Source organism: Nodularia chucula CCY0103 (assembly GCF_963923915.1).
Classification (GTDB): Bacteria; Cyanobacteriota; Cyanobacteriia; order Cyanobacteriales; family Nostocaceae; genus Nodularia; species Nodularia chucula.
Genome location: NZ_CAWUOL010000055.1, coordinates 1 through 16964, shown reverse-complemented (window position 1 = coordinate 16964; position 16964 = coordinate 1). Strand labels below are relative to the sequence as shown.

Sequence of the window (16964 nt, the reverse complement as noted above, 5' to 3'; positions counted from 1 at the left end):
CCAATCCCCAATACCCAATCCCCAATTTTCACCTTCCCAGATTCGGTAAAAAGCTGACAATACCGGGGAAAATGATAATTAATAGTAAAACTAATATTTGCAGCAAAATAAACGGGATAACGCCCCGATAAATATCCGATGTTGTGACTTCTGGAGGTGCGACACCACGTAGGTAAAACAAGGCAAAACCAAAGGGAGGTGTAAGGAATGATGTTTGCAGATTTGCCCCTAAAATCACACCATACCAAACCAAATCAATGTCTAATTGTTCGGCTACTGGCACAAATAGGGGTACAACAATAAAGGCAATCTCGAAAAAGTCGATAAAAAAGCCGAGAATAAATACCGTTGTCATGCTGACAATCAAAAAGCCGATTTTGCCACCGGGAAGATTCGCCAGGACATCGAACATAAATTGATCGCCATTCAAACCCCGGAATACTAAACTAAAGGCTGTGGAACCCAAGAGAATAAACAGCACCATGCTGGTGATTTTTAAAGTAGTATCACACACCTGACGCAGAGATTCTAAGGTAAATTGACGGTTTGCAGCAGCTAATGCGATCGCACCAGCACAACCCACAGCACCCGCTTCAGTCGGTGTCGCAAAGCCAAAAAAGATACTTCCTAAAACCAATAAAATCAAAATCAACGGCGGTAACATCACCTGAATGATCCGTTTTCCCAAAGCCTTACCGCCAATTTCCCTCACCTCAGCAGGCAAAGCCGGGGCTAAATCTGGCTTTAAAAATGCCACAATCAGGACGTGAATAGCAAAAGCCCCCGACATCATCAAACCGGGAATCAGGGAACCAATAAACAAATCACCTACAGAAATTCCCAACTGATCACCCAGTACCACTAACACCACACTCGGCGGGATAATTTGCCCCAAAGTCCCCGATGCTGCAATCACACCCGTAGCTAATTGTTTGTTATATCCATAGCGCAGCATAATGGGCAGAGAAATTAAACCCATAGCCACCACAGTTGCAGCCACCACCCCAGTAGTTGCAGCCAACAGCGCCCCCACCAACACCACAGCTAAAGCCAGTCCGCCACGCAAGCGCCCCAACACAATCCCCATTGTTTCTAGCAAATTCTCAGCTATGCCAGATTTTTCCAGCATTGACCCCATAAAAATAAAGTAAGGGATAGCCAACAGAGTATAATTTGCCATAATGCCAAAAATGCGCTGAGGCATAGCAGTGAGAAACACCGGGTCAAATACACCCAATAAAATCCCGATGATGCCAAATAAAAGCGACACCCCACCCAGAGAAAAAGCTACAGGATATCCCAGGGATAGCAGCACTAACGCCCCCGCAAACATCACAGGCCCCAGCCATTCATAATCCAGTGTCATGATTTTCCTCCTGGGGTGCGAGTCTACCTTGAAGAATTGCCAAATTTTTGATGATTTGAGAAATCCCTTGTAAAATCAACAGCACAAAGGAAACAATAATCATAGTTTTGATGGGGTAGCGGGGTAAACCATCAGGATCGGGTGATGTTTCCAGAATTTGCCAGGAAGCCACGATGGTATCCCAAGAAAAAAATATCACCATGATACAGAAGGGAATGAGAAAGAATACTGTTCCTAGTAAGTCTGCTAGGGCTTTGCGTCGAGGCGGCCAATTGCTATAAAACACATCAACTCGCACGTGTTCATTGTGCTTTAAGGTGTAACCTGCACCCAACAAGAAAATTAAATCGAAAATATACCACTGGGCTTCTATATATGCATTAGAAGTTAAATTAATGCCAATAAACCTTCCCAAGTATCGCCCGGAAACATTCCCTACACCAAGTATCACCATGACTAGTACCAGCCAACCGGTGAATTTGCCAATGCGTTCAGTACAGATATCAATAACTCTGGCTATCCTTAATAGTCTTTCCACTGCTTAAAATTGCGCTTCTTATTGTCTTAGTGGTTCATCTTATTATTTTTTCAACACAAAGGCACGAAGGCAGAAAGAAGAGAGTAGGGAAAAGCTATGATTAAGTTGACTCTCCCCGGCATGAATGACCGGGGATTCAAACTGATGCTACGAAGGAGGCTTTAGCCATCGTTCCTAGCTTTTTACAGTTATTCTTCCAGAGAAAAACTCTCTGTGGGACAGTCAAAAGTCCCCTAACAGTCTTGGCTAAATCTAAATTTAGCTGTTCCTTTACCTTTTTTAAAATATTTGCACATCCATTAGTATCGGCGTTGACCTTGATACTTTTTGCTGTGACAAAAAGACCTCTAAACACTCGCTTTCCTGACGATTTCCACCCTTCTGACTTATTGCCAAATACAGGTACAGTATCGCCATCTAAAAAGCTAGATTGGCTAGTGTAGCTCTCCTCTGTTTCTACAAAGTTAATACCATAGATTTGACACAACTGAGATATTCTCTCTTTTAGCTTTGCGGTAGGAATCTGCACAAATGTTTGATTATTTTGAGAACCAATATTTATGCCATTTTTATTGCCTTTATTCCAGCCAAAAACAATATTACCAATTCCGTGACTAATGCAGTAGTTAATTACAATTCTTGCCGCTTTGTTGACAGCATCCCTCATCTGGCGATTCCGTTTTTCAGTTATATGGGCTAATCGCTGACTCCAAAAACCTTGAGGTTTGCCTTCTTTTAACTTAGATACTATTTTGTTGTACCACTGGTTTAGACTTTTAAGTTTTCGTCCATCGACAATAAAACTTGTTCCAAGATTGGAAACGCAAGTCAACCAATTGTTTACACCAGGGTCAATCCCAAGTGCTAGTTTTGAATTTAGCTTAGTAGCTACAGGCTTAACTCTGTATGCAAACTCGGCATAAAGGCAACCATTGCGAGGAAGTATTCTTAACTCCTTAATATCTTCAAACTTAATGTTAGAAGGCATTGTAATTGAAAAATTCTTGATACCAAACCAACGGTTAACAGTTAACCCTAGTGGTATTTGAATTTGATTATCTATTAGCTTTAAGGCTTGTTTTGGGTAACTGACAACTGATAAACCGCCCTTGGTTCTGTATTTTGGTGGCTTTGGTTTATCTTCTAACTCACCCTGACGATACTTTTTATCAAGCTCATAAAAAGATTTAAAGCTCTCTCTGACAGAAAGTAAAGTTTGCTGTGCAACTTGTGAGTGCAACACTTGATAATGAGGGTTAGCTTTGTACTCATTGATTAAGTCAAACTTACCCAAATAGCCATGACACTTAAACCAAATCTGCCTGCCATAGTAGATTGCACAATTGGTTAGTTTATTTGATTCAGAGCAAACAAACTCTAATATTGCTTTTAACTCCTTGTCGGGAGAAAGCAATACTTGTTGACATCCATACATGGTTATTGATTATTGATTATTGATTATGTTAACTATACAATATAACAGACAATAGATGGCGAATTATCCCAATGGAAATTATTTCAGATCATGTTCACCTGTTTTTAAATGCAAAACCCACGGATGACCCATCGACCATGATTAAAAGAATTAAAGGTAGGGCATCACATAACTTAAGAAAGGAATTTCCAGAATTACTAAAACTTCCTACGTTGTGGACACCTAGCTATTTTGTCTCAACGGCTGGTAATATTTCGACTGAAGCAGTCAAGAATTACATTGCACAGCAAAGAGATTGACTCACAGGCAGGTTAAAACATGCTAATTGCTTTTCATCACCCTGGCTAAAGCACGAAAAACGCAACTGCGTTGCTATTTCTCAGGGGTTTTCAAGCTAACCTTTATAAATTTTATATTTTAAATCCCCACTCCCCAGCCATAACCAATGACTTCAAGTATTCCCACTCCCCAGCGCCAGTTACATATTCAAGCTATAGGTGCGAAGATTTTCCACTCTGTAAATATCATTAGTTTGTTTATCATGCTCACTAGTGGGTTACAAATTTACAATGCTAACCCTGTATTTGGTGGACGTGCTGGTTTACACATTCCCCCTATATTTACTTTGGGAGGTTGGTTAGCGGGGGGTAGACATTGGCATTTTGCAGCTATGTGGTTATTTTCCCTAAATCTGCTGTGGTATGGAATTTATGTCTTAATTACTCGACGCTGGCGACGGAGATTTGTGGGTGTAAATGACATCAAAGCATTACAAAAAACTCAAAATTCCCGGCGGTTAATTTATGCTTGGCATCGGATAATTTATACCGCAATTATCCCCATTTTACTGTTAGCATTACTCACAGGGATTGGGATGTATAAACCTGCTCAATTCCCTTGGATTGTGGAAATGTTCGGCGATTGGCAAGCATTAAGAATTGTGCATTTCTCCTCAGTGCCAATGGTAATTATATTTACATTTGTTCATTGGATATTAGGTAAAAAAGCTGGTGGTGATCAACTTACAGAATCAATGTTTTGGTAATACCAATTCTTTATGAGGATGCGCTGAATTATAGGAGAAAGGAACGAACCACAAAGTACGCAAAGTACACAAAGAAAGAGAAACAAAGAGAAAGAAATAAATTCAGCGCAGCTTTACACAGAAATGGTACAAGGCGATCGCCTACACTATCGTTGCGTTAATACTCAAGTCCATAATACACCCTCAAAATAATTTATATTCCTTCTTACTTACTAAAAATCTATGAATTTTGATCATTTACAACGTCGTCAATTTCTCAAAGTTTCCGGGTTATCCAGCTTAAGTTTACTGCTAGGTGGCTGTGGGACACCCCTATTTGAAGATATAGTTGGTCCACTTTCTGAACCCCTAAATCGCAAAGTGGGAGAATTAATATTTAATCCCCAAAAGCCTGTACCAGAATTTTCTCTGAGTGAAATTCAACCAGAGAAGTTAATAGTTAATACTTTTAGAGGTACACCAATTATTGACCCAGATAAATATCGTCTAATTATTGATGGTGAAGTTAACAATCCTCTCAGTCTCACTTTAGCAGAAATTCACGCTTTACCGCAAAGTTCCATGATTATTCGCCATGTTTGTGTGGAAGGTTGGGCGGCTATTGTGCAGTGGGGTGGTGTATGTCTGCGAGAAATTATTGCTCTTGCGGAACCTCAAGCTAATGTCAAATTTGCTTATTTTAAATCGGCTGATGGTTACTACGAAAGTTGGGATATAGCTTCAGCTTTACATCCTCAAACTTTGTTAGCTTATGAGAAAAATGGGGAACTTTTACCTGTTGATAATGGTGCGCCTTTACGTTTAGCTTCACCTATTAAACTCGGTTATAAGCAAAGTAAGTGGGTAACGCAAATTTCCCTAGTGAGTGGTTTATCTCTATTTAAGGGTTATTGGGAAGATCAGGGTTATGACTGGTTTGCTGGACTTTAGAGAGGTGGAAACAAAATAAACTGCATTAGCGAACCGTCTCTCTTCGAGAGAAGTACATAAAGAAATCAGAAAGGGAAGAAGAATGAAGAGATAGTAAAAACTAAAGTCCTGATCAAATTTCCATGTACAGCTGCGCTGAATTTCTTTTTTTCTCTTTCTTTGTGTACTTTGCGTACTTTGTGGTTTGTTTCTCCTATAAGTCAGCGTATCCTCATAAAAAATTGGTATGAATACGAACTTTTAATTCTTCATGTGTTTTATTTAGGTAATTATTAAGATGAATTTTTTACAGAAGTTACAGACTAGTATATCCCAAAGTGAAAGTATACTTTTTGTAGGACTTGACCCTAATCCTGAAATGATGTCTGCTGATTATCAATCTGAGGATGTAATTTCTGATTTGCAGCAGTGGTTGGAATTTATTATTAGAGAAACTTCTGATTTTGTCTGTGCATATAAGCCAACTTTAGGATTTTATGAGGCTTTAGGGGTTCGGGGTTTAGAATTACTACAAAAAGTTTTGGCGACTATTCCCAGTCATATCCCCATTATTTTAGATGCAAAACATAGTGATTTAAATACCAGTACAGTTTTTGCGCGCACCGTGTTTACAGAATGGAATGTAGATGCAATTACTCTTAGTCCCTACACAGGTCAAGATCATGTAGCACCGTTTTTAGTTTATCCTGATAAGGCGGTATTTATTTTATGTTGTACTTCTAATTTAGGTGCTGCATCTTTACAACAATATCCTAGCAATGATGCGCCGCTTTATTTACAGGTGGTGAAGGAGTCGAAAAATTGGGGAACTCCAGAACAGTTGGCGTTGGAAGTAGGAACAACAAATCCGGAAGTGATGGCGCTTATTCGTTCGATCGCACCGGAAAGAATGATTATGGCGCGCAGTATTTGGGCTGAGGGTAGTAATTTTCATCAAATTTTAGAGGCTGGTTTGAATGCTGAGGATGATGGGTTATTGATTCCGGTTCCTCAAGATATGTTGAGTCAACCAAATTTAAGAGAAAGTATTCAGGCTTTATGTGCTGAAATTAATCTGGCAAAAACTAAAATTGTCCGTGATGCTTCTAGCTGTGATGTCTGGGTTCCTGATGTTTCTGTTGTGAATCAGCACTCGCAACAAGATTTGATTTTGCAACTTTATGATATTGGTTGCATTATGTTTGGAAATTTTGTCCAAGCGTCGGGGGCTACTTTTCCTTATTACATTGATTTACGGAAAATTATTTCTAATCCCCAAGTTTTTCATCTAGTTCTGATGGCTTATGAGGAGATTTTAAATTCTCTAAGTTTTGATAGGTTGGCGGGTATTCCTTACGGTTCTTTACCTACTGCTACTGGTTTATCTTTGCGTCTTCATTGTCCGATGATTTATCCCCGCAAGGAGGTAAAAGCACATGGAACCCGCAGGTTAATTGAGGGTAATTTTGATGCTGGTGAAACTGTGGTGGTGGTTGATGATATTTTGATTACTGGTAAAAGTGTGATGGAAGGTGCTGAGAAGTTGCAATCAGCAGGTTTGAATGTTCGGGATATTGTGGTGTTGATTGACCATGAACAAGGTGTGAAAGCGCGATTGCTAGATAATGGTTATCAGGCGCATTCTGTTTTCACTTTGGGGGAAATTACAGAAACTCTTTATCGGGTGGGGAGAATTAATCAGGAACAGTTTTTAGCGTTTCAGATGGAGTTCGGAGGGGAGAAATCCGAGTAAAGGGGACTGGGGACTGGGGACTGGGGACTGGGGACTGGGGATTGGGGATTGGGGACTGGGGACTGGGGACTGGGGATTGGGGACTGGGGACTGGGGACTGGGGATTGGGTTAAAAGGTTTGTGATGTTGAGTTTTATCTGTTGCTGTTGCCGAAAATGCTGAAACAATGGAGTAGAAGCTAAACTCATGGATAGAATATGTCTGAACTTCCTAAAAGTCTTGAAGAAGCGATCGCACAATCTCGCATAGCCACCCAAGCAGCCCTTGTAGATGGCTATAATCGGTTACAAGTTGACTTTTTGTTCCCAGAACTGAAAATCATGCCCGTGGCGGCGCAATTTTTGCCAGTGTTTGCAGAATATGATTCCCGCCTCAAGGTTTTCTTTCCTGATGCTGGTGCGGCGGCTTTAGCTAAACGTGATTGGTCTGATACACCTTTTAAAATTGTGGATATCGGTACAGGAAGGGCGGCTTCCCTACAGTCAAAAATTCAGCCAGAAGATGAGATTTTCTTATTTATTTCTCCCACTGCGGTGGAAGTTCCCCAAGTGGAAAAGTTATGCGAAAATATAGGCGATCGCCCTTTTGTCATGTTAAATCCCCGCTTAGAAGATTCTGGAGTGGTGGGGATTGGTTATACAGCCAGACAAACCCGCCAGCGTTTCATTAGCACTATTGAATCTTGTTACTACCTGCGTCCTGTGGATGATACCACTGCTGTATTTCGCTGCTATCCCGGTTTATGGGAGGTATGGGTAGAAACCAATGGCGAGTATGAAAAGGTGGCGGAATTACCCAAAAGACCCACCGGTGATGAGTTGGATTTGATTATGGGACAACCGCAAACAGCCGCAGATGGTACACCTGCGAAAAAGCCAAGTGTATTGAAAGGTTTGCAACGGTTTTTTAAGGCTTTGAGTAGCTAATATCATGTCACCCCACCCCCAACCCCAGACCGCAAGCGAGGAGGGGAGATAAAGCAAAGTTTTGGCAGGTTTTCGCGTTTCGTAATGATTCAACCGGACTTGATATAAAACCCAGTCCCCAATCCCCAATCCCCAGTCCCCAATCCCCAATATGACTATAATGCTCACCAATGACGACGGTATTGATGCTCCTGGCATTCAAGCGTTGTTTCAGTCTATAAATGATCAAAATGTCATGATTGCCGCCCCTAAAGACCATCAATCAGGATGTGGGCATCAAGTTACTACTACTTCTGCAATTCATTTGCAACGCCGTTCGGAAAACAAGTATGCGATCGCCGGGACTCCGGCTGATTGTGTGAGAATTGCTACTAGCCACATTTGCCGAGATATTAAGTTTGTGCTTTCCGGTATTAACGCTGGGGGAAACTTGGGCGTAGATGCTTATATTTCTGGGACTGTGGCGGCGGTGCGGGAAGCTGCTACCCAAAATATTCCCGGAATTGCAATTTCTCAATATCGCAAAGGTAAGCTCAGTTTTGATTGGGAAATGGCTACTCAGTTAACTGCTGAAATTTTAGCCGATTTACTCCCCCGTCCCTTGGAACCGGGAAGTTTCTGGAATGTGAATTTGCCACATTTACAACCGGGTGATCCGCAGCCGGAGATGGTTTTTTGTCAACCTTGTACTAAACCTTTACCTATAAACTATCGCATGGATGGCGATAATTTTTATTATGTGGGGGAATATAGCCAACGCGATCGCACTCCTGGGAGTGATGTTGATGTTTGTTTCTCCGGTAATATCGCCGTCACCCTGTTGAAAGTCTAATTTTTAGCAGGTGCAACTGAGCCAATTTTGAGATGCACCTGCTGATTTTGCGCTTCAGTGTAATAATTCTTCTACTTGATGCTGACTCCACAAACTTTTATACAGACCTTCTGTTTGCACTAGTTCTGAGTGATTCCCCATTTGGACAATTTGGCCTTTATCCATCACCAAAATTCGGTCAGCACTAGCCGCAGCAGATAGCTGATGAGTAATAAAGATTATGGTTTTCCGTTTCACACCACTAGCAAGATTATCCAGAATTTTTGTAGCAGTTTGATTGTCCACACTAGAAAGGGCATCATCTAAAATTAAGATGGGCGCTTCTACTAACATCGCTCTAGCTAAGGCGGTACGTTGTCGCTGTCCACCAGAAAGAGTTATACCCCGTTCCCCGACAATAGTTTCATATTGATCGGGAAAATTGTAAATTTCTGCATCAATTTGGGCTAGTTTCGCCACAGATTCCACATCTTGTAACTCACTTACTGGGTCGCCATAGCGGATATTCTCTTTAATTGTGGTACTGAACAAAAAACTATCTTGAGGAACGTAGGCGATCGCCTGACGTAAATCCGCCAATGATATCTTAGTAATATCCACACCATCGAGAAACAACTGTCCCGGTGCAATATCTAACAAACGCGGTAACGCATTGGCTAAAGTTGACTTCCCAGAACCAATCGCCCCCACAATCGCCACCGTTTCCCCAGGGAACAGAGTAAAATTAATCTGATTTAAAGCCGCAGTTTCAGCCCCAGGATAAGTGTAGGTGAGATTTTCCGCCGTCAGCTTTCCCTTAACCTCATTTCTGGGTAAATGTATCGTATCGGCTGCATCTTTAATTTGCGGTTCTACAGATAGAATCGACTCCAGACGGTCAATACTGACTTCACCCCGTTGATAAGCAGTAATAGTGAAACCTAACAAAGCCGTGGGAAAAACTAGACGTTCTACATAAATCAGCAGCGCCAAAAAATCGCCCACAGCTAGGGTTCCATTGGATATTTGTGTCGCTCCCAGCCAGATAATTACCAGAGAACTGATATTAGCTAAACCACCAATTAAAGGAAACAGGATGTTGCGACTTTTAGCTAATTGCAGGTTAGCCGCCAATAGCTGCTGATTTTTTTGTGCAAAAGCCCAACGCTCATTTTGTTCTTGGGCGTAGATTTTAATTAGTGCGATCCCGCTTAAATCCTCTTGAATCAGATCACTGATGTCGGATAATTCCTGTTGGACTATACCTTGTTCGGTGCGGAGTCGGTTACTAAACAGATGTACCAACCAGAACATAAAAGGATACACAGCCAAAGAAGCCAGTGTCAGATTCACATTAATTGCTAGCATGACTGGTAAAGTCAAAATGTAGGCAAACACAGTATTTGCCAAACTCAGCACTGCAAAACCCAACAATCTCCTGATATTTTCCACATCACTAGTAGCACGACTAATTAAATCTCCAGGAGTATTAGTCGCAAAATAGGCAGGTTCTAGCCGCAGTAAATGTTGAAAAATACGCTGTTTGAGGTCAAATTCTACCTGTCTTCCGACCCCAAATATCCAAATCCGGGAAGCCATCCGAATCAGCCACATTGAGGAAGTGAGCAAGACAATTGCTACTACATAATATAAAATTCGATTGAAATTAAAGTTGTCTGAAAGTTGGTCAACGGCTGAACGAATTAACCAGGGGATATAAACACCCAGCCCATTAACAGATAATAAAGCGAGAATCCCTAATGTAGTTTCCCGCCAATAGGGACGTAAATAAGTACCGAGTTTAGCAAGTCGTCGAGATTCTGCCATTAAAGGGATATTGCAACTTAATTATCTAACATTGAATTGATCGAAATTTCGGCAGTCCGCCCTATCCTACTGTAACGAATAGAAACTGAACCACAGATGCAGACCGATAAATTGTCTATTTCTGTGGTTCCCATTCTGATTAAAACTACTTTTTTAGGTAGGTGTTTGAGTACCACGTAAGAAAAAGTAAATTTGGTTGAGATAACTTTCCCAAACTTGAGTTGTTAGTTGCAGAGTTTCTGCACTGGGTACAAAGTCTTCAATTCGCAATCCGCGAGTAGCAATCTCTTGTTCAAAAGGAGTTTGCAATAGATAAGGTGGAATGTTAACACCTAAAGAATTGAATGCTATTTTGGCATCAACTGGTTGTGGATTTAGCACAGGAGTATTACCCACTACATCAGAAATAATTGGAGTTGTAGTAGCTGGATTCCAAGCCACCAGAGCCTCTGGGTAGGAGGCGTTTAGCTTCAGAGATGAAACTAGGCGATGATTCTGAAGAATTTGCTGCGTTGCTAAATTGGGACTACCAACTATTGCTACGGGTACTCTCACCAGAAAGTAAGCGATCGCAGGTGTACTCGCCAACAGTAAAATAGTCAACGACCAACCGAGCAAATAACCACCTGGTTGATCTATCCCACCCCCTTTAATCTTTTGAGCAGCAAACATCATGAGCAAAATAGAAGCCCCCAAAGGTTTGAGGGGAAATGATACTACCCGCCACAAAGAAGCCACAGCTGGTTCATTAGGGTTAATAAACGACGAAGCTAGGACAACCAACACAATCACTAAAACTAATCTCCCCACAAAGGTTCCAGAAGGATAGAATCTTTGGAACAGAGAGTATATAACAGTGCCAATCAACAGCCACAGCAGTATTCGACTTAGCAATAGGAACATAGATTAACTCTCAAATTTTCTGGTGCTGTGAGCCAGTTGTAAACAGGAGTTTCCTCCATTTTCAACTGACACACCTGTAAGGGTTAGCCTAGATATTTTCGGCATAAGATGTATTTTCTCGTCAAATTGTAATCGTACTATTACTTGAGAGCAAATACCTCTAGCCTATTACCACAGACTACCGTCGTAGTGATTTTAGTGCAATTTTTTCACAATGAGTCTATTATTTCTCATTTTTTAGATGAGTAATGTAGCACCAGTAAAGTTAACTAATTTAATCGTTGTCAATTCCCAAGGAAAAACTATGTCTTCTGAACAGCCCAGCATCTTAGTTACGGGGGGAGCCGGATATATTGGTTCCCATACTGTACTTGCTCTCCAGCAAGCCGGTTATCAAGTGATCATTCTGGATAATTTGGTTTATGGACATCAAGATTTGGTAGAAAAGGTTTTGCAGGTAGAATTGGTAGTAGGGGATACAGGCGATCGCCCCTTGTTGGATGATTTATTTAAAACCCGTAATATTACTGCCGTGATCCACTTTTCCGCCTACGCCTATGTAGGGGAATCAGTCACCGATCCAGCTAAATATTACCGTAATAATGTTGTGGGTACTTTAACCCTTTTAGAAGCAATGGTGGCGGCCTCTATTAAAAAATTCGTCTTCTCTTCCACCTGCGCCACCTACGGAGTCCCAGAAATCGTCCCCATTCCCGAAAACCATCCCCAGCATCCCATTAATCCCTATGGCGCTAGTAAACTGATGGTAGAACGGATTCTGTCTGATTTTGATGTAGCTTACGGTTTAAAATCAGTGCGTTTTCGCTATTTTAATGCTGCTGGCGCTCATCCCGATGGTTTACTAGGGGAAGATCATCAACCAGAAACCCATTTAATCCCCTTAGTTTTACTGACAGCTTTAGGTAAAAGAAAATCTATTTCCATTTTTGGTACAGATTACCCTACCCCCGATGGTACTTGTATTCGTGATTATATTCATGTCAGCGACTTAGCCGATGCCCATGTTTTAGGATTGCAATATCTCTTAGAAGATGGCGACAGCGAAGTTTTTAACTTAGGTAATGGTAACGGGTTTTCCGTCAGAGAAGTGATTGCAGCTGCACAAGCAGTTACCGGATTGAGTATACCAGTAGAAGAATGCGATCGCCGTCCCGGAGACCCTCCATCCCTGATTGGTAGCGGCGAAAAAGCCAGAAAAATCCTCAACTGGCAACCACAATACCCCAATATCAAAGATATTGTCACTCATGCTTGGCAGTGGCATCAACAGCGACACCAGTAAAAGGGATTGGGGATTGGGGATTGGGGATTGGGGATTGGGGACTAGGAACTTTCCCCCCTGCACCCTGCACCCTGCCCCCTTGCCTCTTCTCCCTTATCCCCTTTTCCGCATCTTCGCCACAAAAAACACAATAGCCAAAACTAGAACACTCGCCACAGCCAGTACCGTAAATAAATTAAAACTAAAGCCAAATGTTACACCTTCAGATTCACTCTCTCCATTATTGTTATCTGGCACATTTTCGGGATTTCGGACTGTTCCACCCGCCACAGTCACCTCAAACTCAAATTTAAACGGTTGAAAACTCCCTTCAGTCGCCGGCTTACCAATAAGCTGTAACTGATACCTTCCCGGTCTAGGAAAAGTAATTTCTGCACCCGGAATACCTTGATAACGTTCAGCCGCTACAGGTTCTAAAGATGGCTCAATTAAAGCTGGTTCCCCCGGCGTGTGGGGTTCAGCATAAATCAATAATTCACAATCACACTCTGTTAAAGGAACCACCTGGCCACCTTTACGAGTCAAAGCAAACCAAGCTTGGGTAGGTTCCCCCGCACGAGGATTATCATTCGGTTCAATGTGGATAGTAGCACCCACATCTTCAGATATTTGCACCTGATGGGCAAAAATGGGATGAGCTGTGGTAATCGATATGAATAAAGAACTCACAAATAACCAAAGAAAATACTTACTACTACGATTTAATTGGGGGTACATAAAACTTCTCTATATTTAACTTTGACCAAAACCAACGTGAACGGACAACTAACACACCGATAGTCACAATTCCCAGTAAAAATACTGCCAACTGATTGCCCCATGTTAACTGCAAGGAACCGAAATAATGGGAACCAATCAACACAGCATGAATCGCAGTTAAGAGCAAAGCCGGTACACTCAATAGATGAATATATCGCCAAAGCTTACCTAAATATTTTTGCAGTGATTCAAAACTTGTCAAAGCCGCCGGGGTGATTAAAACTAATGCTACAGCACCCGCAACCATAGACCACTGAAAATCTGCCGGTAAAAACCAGAAAGCCGCAAATTGCCACTGTAACAAATGTTCAATACTGTGGGTAGTATGAACTACAGCCAAGACAAAAGCACCCACGCCTAAGCCCCGACGGTAACGCAAAGGTGAAGCCCATAGGCGGCTAATGGGACGGGCAATTAGTGCCAACATTAAGCAGAGTAAAGCGGCGTGTCCACTGTAATCTACCATTGTATCACCAGTCCGTAACAAAGTCAGTACACCAATGGTAAGTGTCACCCACCCACCCAAGCGAAATAACTGACTCCGCCTATCTTTATTGACTAAAGAGGTAGAGACACCTACACCCAGCATGGTGGGTAGAGTCCCAATACCAAAAGCCAGCATGGTGGCTGTACCCAGCCATAAATTACCAGTTTCCGCAGCTTTAATTTGGGCAGCATATAAAAAACCACAAGGCATTAAACCCCAAGTCATGCCTAAAAGCATCGGTGTCCACCATCTAGTTTGGTAGGACAGTTTCAGCATTGCTGTACTCAAACGTTCATGTAAACGTCCTTTGAGTAAGGGATGTAATAGAGGTATTCTCGGCAGCAAGTCGGGTGTTACTTGTCCTAAGCCAAACCAAATCAGCATTACACCTGTAATAATTGCCATCCATCGCCGGAAATCACTACCTACACCCGCAAACTGACCACCTTGTACTAATACTGAACCCAGCGCTCCTATAGCAGCACCAACTAAACCATAGCTCAATATTCTTCCCAGGTTAAGTAAGAGATGAAATTTGAATTGCTGTTGCCACGAGTTCGGTATTTTTTCACCTGCTGCTGTTTGCTGCTGAGACAGGGAAAATGCCACAGTCAAAGGTCCACACATCCCAAAGCAATGTCCAAAACTGCCCAGAAATCCCAGGATGGTGATGAGTGACAAATCTAGCATTTTGATAAATTCCGACGGCAGGTTTCTAGTGCGGAAATTTACCTTAAGTTTGTGGATTTGTCAAAAGACGGGTTGTCAAACTTCGCTGAGGGTTGAGGATTGGTTCGCAATCTTCTTGCAGTATAATTACTGAATATTTAAAATAATTTGCACACAAATCTCTGATGACTACTTCTGCAAGACCTGCCTCTAGTCATTCAATAAAATTTGTGTTGCTATCAATTTTATAATAGTCAACTACTCGTTTAAGTGTTGAGAAAAGGCTATCCATAAGTAAACACTGGATAGATAGGTAACTGAGATGATGCAAATATTTAATATACAATCAAAGTCTTTCATGTTACTGAACTCAATAGAAGTGTGTGAGAAGGTGGAGGATTTTAGTGCATAAACTTTGCTGTCAACATCCCAGTTATGGGATACTGCAAAATTAGCTTAAGTACCAGTGCTTAAACTCAGCAAGCCCTAATTGATTCACTTAATAGGTCAAACTACAAATCTAGGAAAGATTAGACACGGCTAACTCCCAGTAGTTTTTTATCCAGAATGAATGTACAAACAAATACACTTTTTTACCTAACCCCAATTTGGCTGAGGCAGGTGGCTAAACATCTCTGAGGAATCAACTTGTCCGATCTTTGGCTAGTTGTTCATCACAGCTTTATTTTTGCTGCTAGCTACACGCTGCTTTTCAAATCGGCAGCAATAACAAGCTAGCTAGCTTTGATTAGCCTATGAGCTTATTCTTGTGTACGTTATCTTTATCTTTGCTTTTTATTATAAATCTAAACTTGACTAATGCTCACAAAATAATTAAAAAATTTAGTTTTTAATTGACATCTTGCACTGGGGTAGGTTCAATCACCGAACAGTCCAGACCAAATCCGGGTAAGTGGATTGGCTGGAGTTAATATTTATGACGTTATTCCAGACTGTACGTTCCACAAACTGGTATAAATTCCATTAAGTTTTATTAATTCCTCGTGCTTACCCTGCTCGACAATTTGACCGTGAGCCATGACATAAATACAATGACTGTGGCGAATTGTGGAAAGACGATGGGCAATGGCTATAGTCGTGCGATTTTGGGTAATGATAGCTAAAGATTTCTGAATCGCTGCTTCGGTTTCATTATCCACCGCAGAGGTAGCTTCATCTAAAATTAAAATTGCTGGGTCTTTGAGAATAGCACGGGCGATCGCAATTCGTTGTCTTTGTCCACCGGAAAGTTTTTGACCTCGTTCACCGACAACAGTATCGTATCCTTGGGGTAATTGCAGAATAAATTCATGAGCTTCAGCTAACTTGGCAGCATGGATAATTTCTGACTCAGTAGCATCAAAACTACCATAAGCAATATTCTCAGCCACCGTACCGTGAAATAAAAACACATCCTGACTTACCCAACCGATACAGCGCCGCAGTTCCTCCAGCTGTAACTCCCGAATATCAATACCATCAACTAGGATTTGTCCGCTTTGGACTTCGTAAAAGCGTAGTAGTAGTTTAACTAAGCTACTTTTACCAGAACCAGTTGCACCCACAATGCCAATATTTGCACCAGGGGGAATATGCAATGATAGGTTTTGCAGTATATTGGTGTGTCCGTTGTAGGCAAAGGTGATATTATCCAGATGCACTTCACCGCGTACTGCTGGTAACAAACCGTTTCCTGTGGGAATACTTATAGGCGTATCTAATAATCCCATAACTCGATTAATAGCTGCGATCGCCCGTTGATATGGATCTACCTGTTTGCTTAACACAGCAAAAGCCCACATTAGTTGCTGAACCATGACTAACATAAAACTGTATGTTCCCGCAGTTAACTGATTATTTGCTACTGCAACCCCACCAAAAAATAGGGTAGCGATAACACCTGTAACTACTACTAAATCGATCATCACAGAAAAAGCAGTGGAAAGTGCGATCGCATTGCGGTTACTGTGACGATAAGCTTCACTTTCAGATATCACCCTTTTTGTTTCGTAACTTTCGGCTGTGAAACTTTTAATTGTGGCAATTCCTGAAATATTATTCACTAAACGACTATTAATAAATCCCGCTTTTTCACGCACATCTGCATAACGGTGTGCGAGTCGTTTTTGAAATGCAAATGACAGCCAAAACATTAAAGGTGTAGGTAGTATTGCTAACCCAGGGTCAGCGCATCTCAAACCCTGTTGACAAGAGGACTTGCCTAATCAGCAAT

The 16964-nt window shown here is 41.6% G+C and carries 13 protein-coding genes and 2 pseudogenes; 7 read left to right on the top strand and 8 right to left on the bottom strand.

Translation table 11 applies throughout. The annotated features are described in order from the left end of the window. Positions 1-28: 28 nt before the first annotated feature. The 3 genes from ACM0OP_RS15250 to ACM0OP_RS15240 all read right to left on the bottom strand — a co-directional run bounded on the left by ACM0OP_RS15250 (position 29) and on the right by ACM0OP_RS15240 (position 3339). Complete coding sequence (locus ACM0OP_RS15250) at positions 29-1366, bottom strand: TRAP transporter large permease (protein WP_414529270.1); 1338 nt, start codon at positions 1364-1366, stop codon at positions 29-31. Beyond that, positions 1350-1904: a TRAP transporter small permease subunit gene (locus ACM0OP_RS15245; protein WP_414529269.1), complete on the bottom strand. Its 555-nt coding sequence runs from the start codon at positions 1902-1904 to the stop codon at positions 1350-1352. Before ACM0OP_RS15245 ends, ACM0OP_RS15250 begins: the two co-directional genes overlap by 17 nt. A gap of 136 nt (positions 1905-2040) precedes the next feature. Next, on the bottom strand, positions 2041-3339 hold the full coding sequence (locus ACM0OP_RS15240) for an RNA-guided endonuclease InsQ/TnpB family protein (RefSeq protein WP_414529268.1): 1299 nt from the start codon (positions 3337-3339) through the stop codon (positions 2041-2043). 56 nt (positions 3340-3395) lie between these two features. On the opposite strand from ACM0OP_RS15240, the pseudogene tnpA reads away from it, so the two are divergent. The 6 genes and pseudogenes from tnpA to surE all read left to right on the top strand — a co-directional run. After that, positions 3396-3638, top strand: a pseudogene (gene tnpA, locus ACM0OP_RS15235) (IS200/IS605 family transposase); the annotation flags it as partial. A gap of 146 nt (positions 3639-3784) precedes the next feature. Then, a complete protein-coding gene (locus tag ACM0OP_RS15230; protein WP_414529267.1) occupies positions 3785-4384 on the top strand; it encodes a cytochrome b/b6 domain-containing protein in 600 nt (199 codons plus the stop codon). Between the two features lie 222 nt (positions 4385-4606). After that, on the top strand, positions 4607-5314 hold the full coding sequence (locus ACM0OP_RS15225) for a molybdopterin-dependent oxidoreductase (protein ID WP_414529266.1): 708 nt from the start codon (positions 4607-4609) through the stop codon (positions 5312-5314). Between the two features lie 277 nt (positions 5315-5591). After that, a complete protein-coding gene (locus tag ACM0OP_RS15220) occupies positions 5592-7046 on the top strand; it encodes a bifunctional orotidine-5'-phosphate decarboxylase/orotate phosphoribosyltransferase (protein ID WP_414529265.1) in 1455 nt (484 codons plus the stop codon). A gap of 197 nt (positions 7047-7243) precedes the next feature. Then, positions 7244-7972, top strand: a complete 729-nt coding sequence (locus ACM0OP_RS15215; protein ID WP_414529264.1) for a DUF1995 family protein — start codon at positions 7244-7246, stop codon at positions 7970-7972. 151 nt (positions 7973-8123) lie between these two features. After that, entirely contained in the window at positions 8124-8804 is a 681-nt protein-coding gene (gene surE / locus ACM0OP_RS15210) for a 5'/3'-nucleotidase SurE (RefSeq protein WP_414529263.1), read from the top strand. A gap of 54 nt (positions 8805-8858) precedes the next feature. On the opposite strand, the gene ACM0OP_RS15205 is transcribed toward surE, so the two are convergent. Both ACM0OP_RS15205 and fraI read right to left on the bottom strand, forming a co-directional pair. Continuing rightward, complete coding sequence (locus ACM0OP_RS15205) at positions 8859-10610, bottom strand: ABC transporter ATP-binding protein (protein ID WP_414529262.1); 1752 nt, start codon at positions 10608-10610, stop codon at positions 8859-8861. 153 nt (positions 10611-10763) lie between these two features. Next, positions 10764-11513 (bottom strand): septal nanopore formation protein FraI, encoded by a 750-nt coding sequence (gene fraI / locus ACM0OP_RS15200; RefSeq protein WP_414529261.1) that lies wholly within the window; start codon positions 11511-11513, stop codon positions 10764-10766. A 304-nt stretch (positions 11514-11817) separates the two neighbouring features. Here fraI and galE point away from each other — a divergent pair, with 304 nt between their 5' ends. Beyond that, positions 11818-12816, top strand: coding sequence for a UDP-glucose 4-epimerase GalE (gene galE / locus ACM0OP_RS15195; protein WP_414529260.1), 999 nt, complete (start codon positions 11818-11820; stop codon positions 12814-12816). Between the two features lie 93 nt (positions 12817-12909). Here galE and ACM0OP_RS15190 read toward each other — a convergent pair whose 3' ends face one another. The 3 genes and pseudogenes from ACM0OP_RS15190 to ACM0OP_RS15180 form a co-directional block, all read right to left on the bottom strand. Further along, positions 12910-13533, bottom strand: a complete 624-nt coding sequence (locus ACM0OP_RS15190) for a hypothetical protein (protein WP_414529259.1) — start codon at positions 13531-13533, stop codon at positions 12910-12912. Then, the gene (locus tag ACM0OP_RS15185; protein WP_414529258.1) at positions 13511-14752 is read right to left on the bottom strand and encodes an urease accessory protein UreH domain-containing protein; all 1242 of its coding nucleotides are present in this window, start codon (positions 14750-14752) and stop codon (positions 13511-13513) included. Before ACM0OP_RS15185 ends, ACM0OP_RS15190 begins: the two co-directional genes overlap by 23 nt. 914 nt (positions 14753-15666) lie before the next feature. Next, positions 15667-16908 (bottom strand): annotated as a pseudogene (locus tag ACM0OP_RS15180) (ABC transporter ATP-binding protein); the annotation flags it as partial. Positions 16909-16964 lie beyond the last annotated feature (56 nt).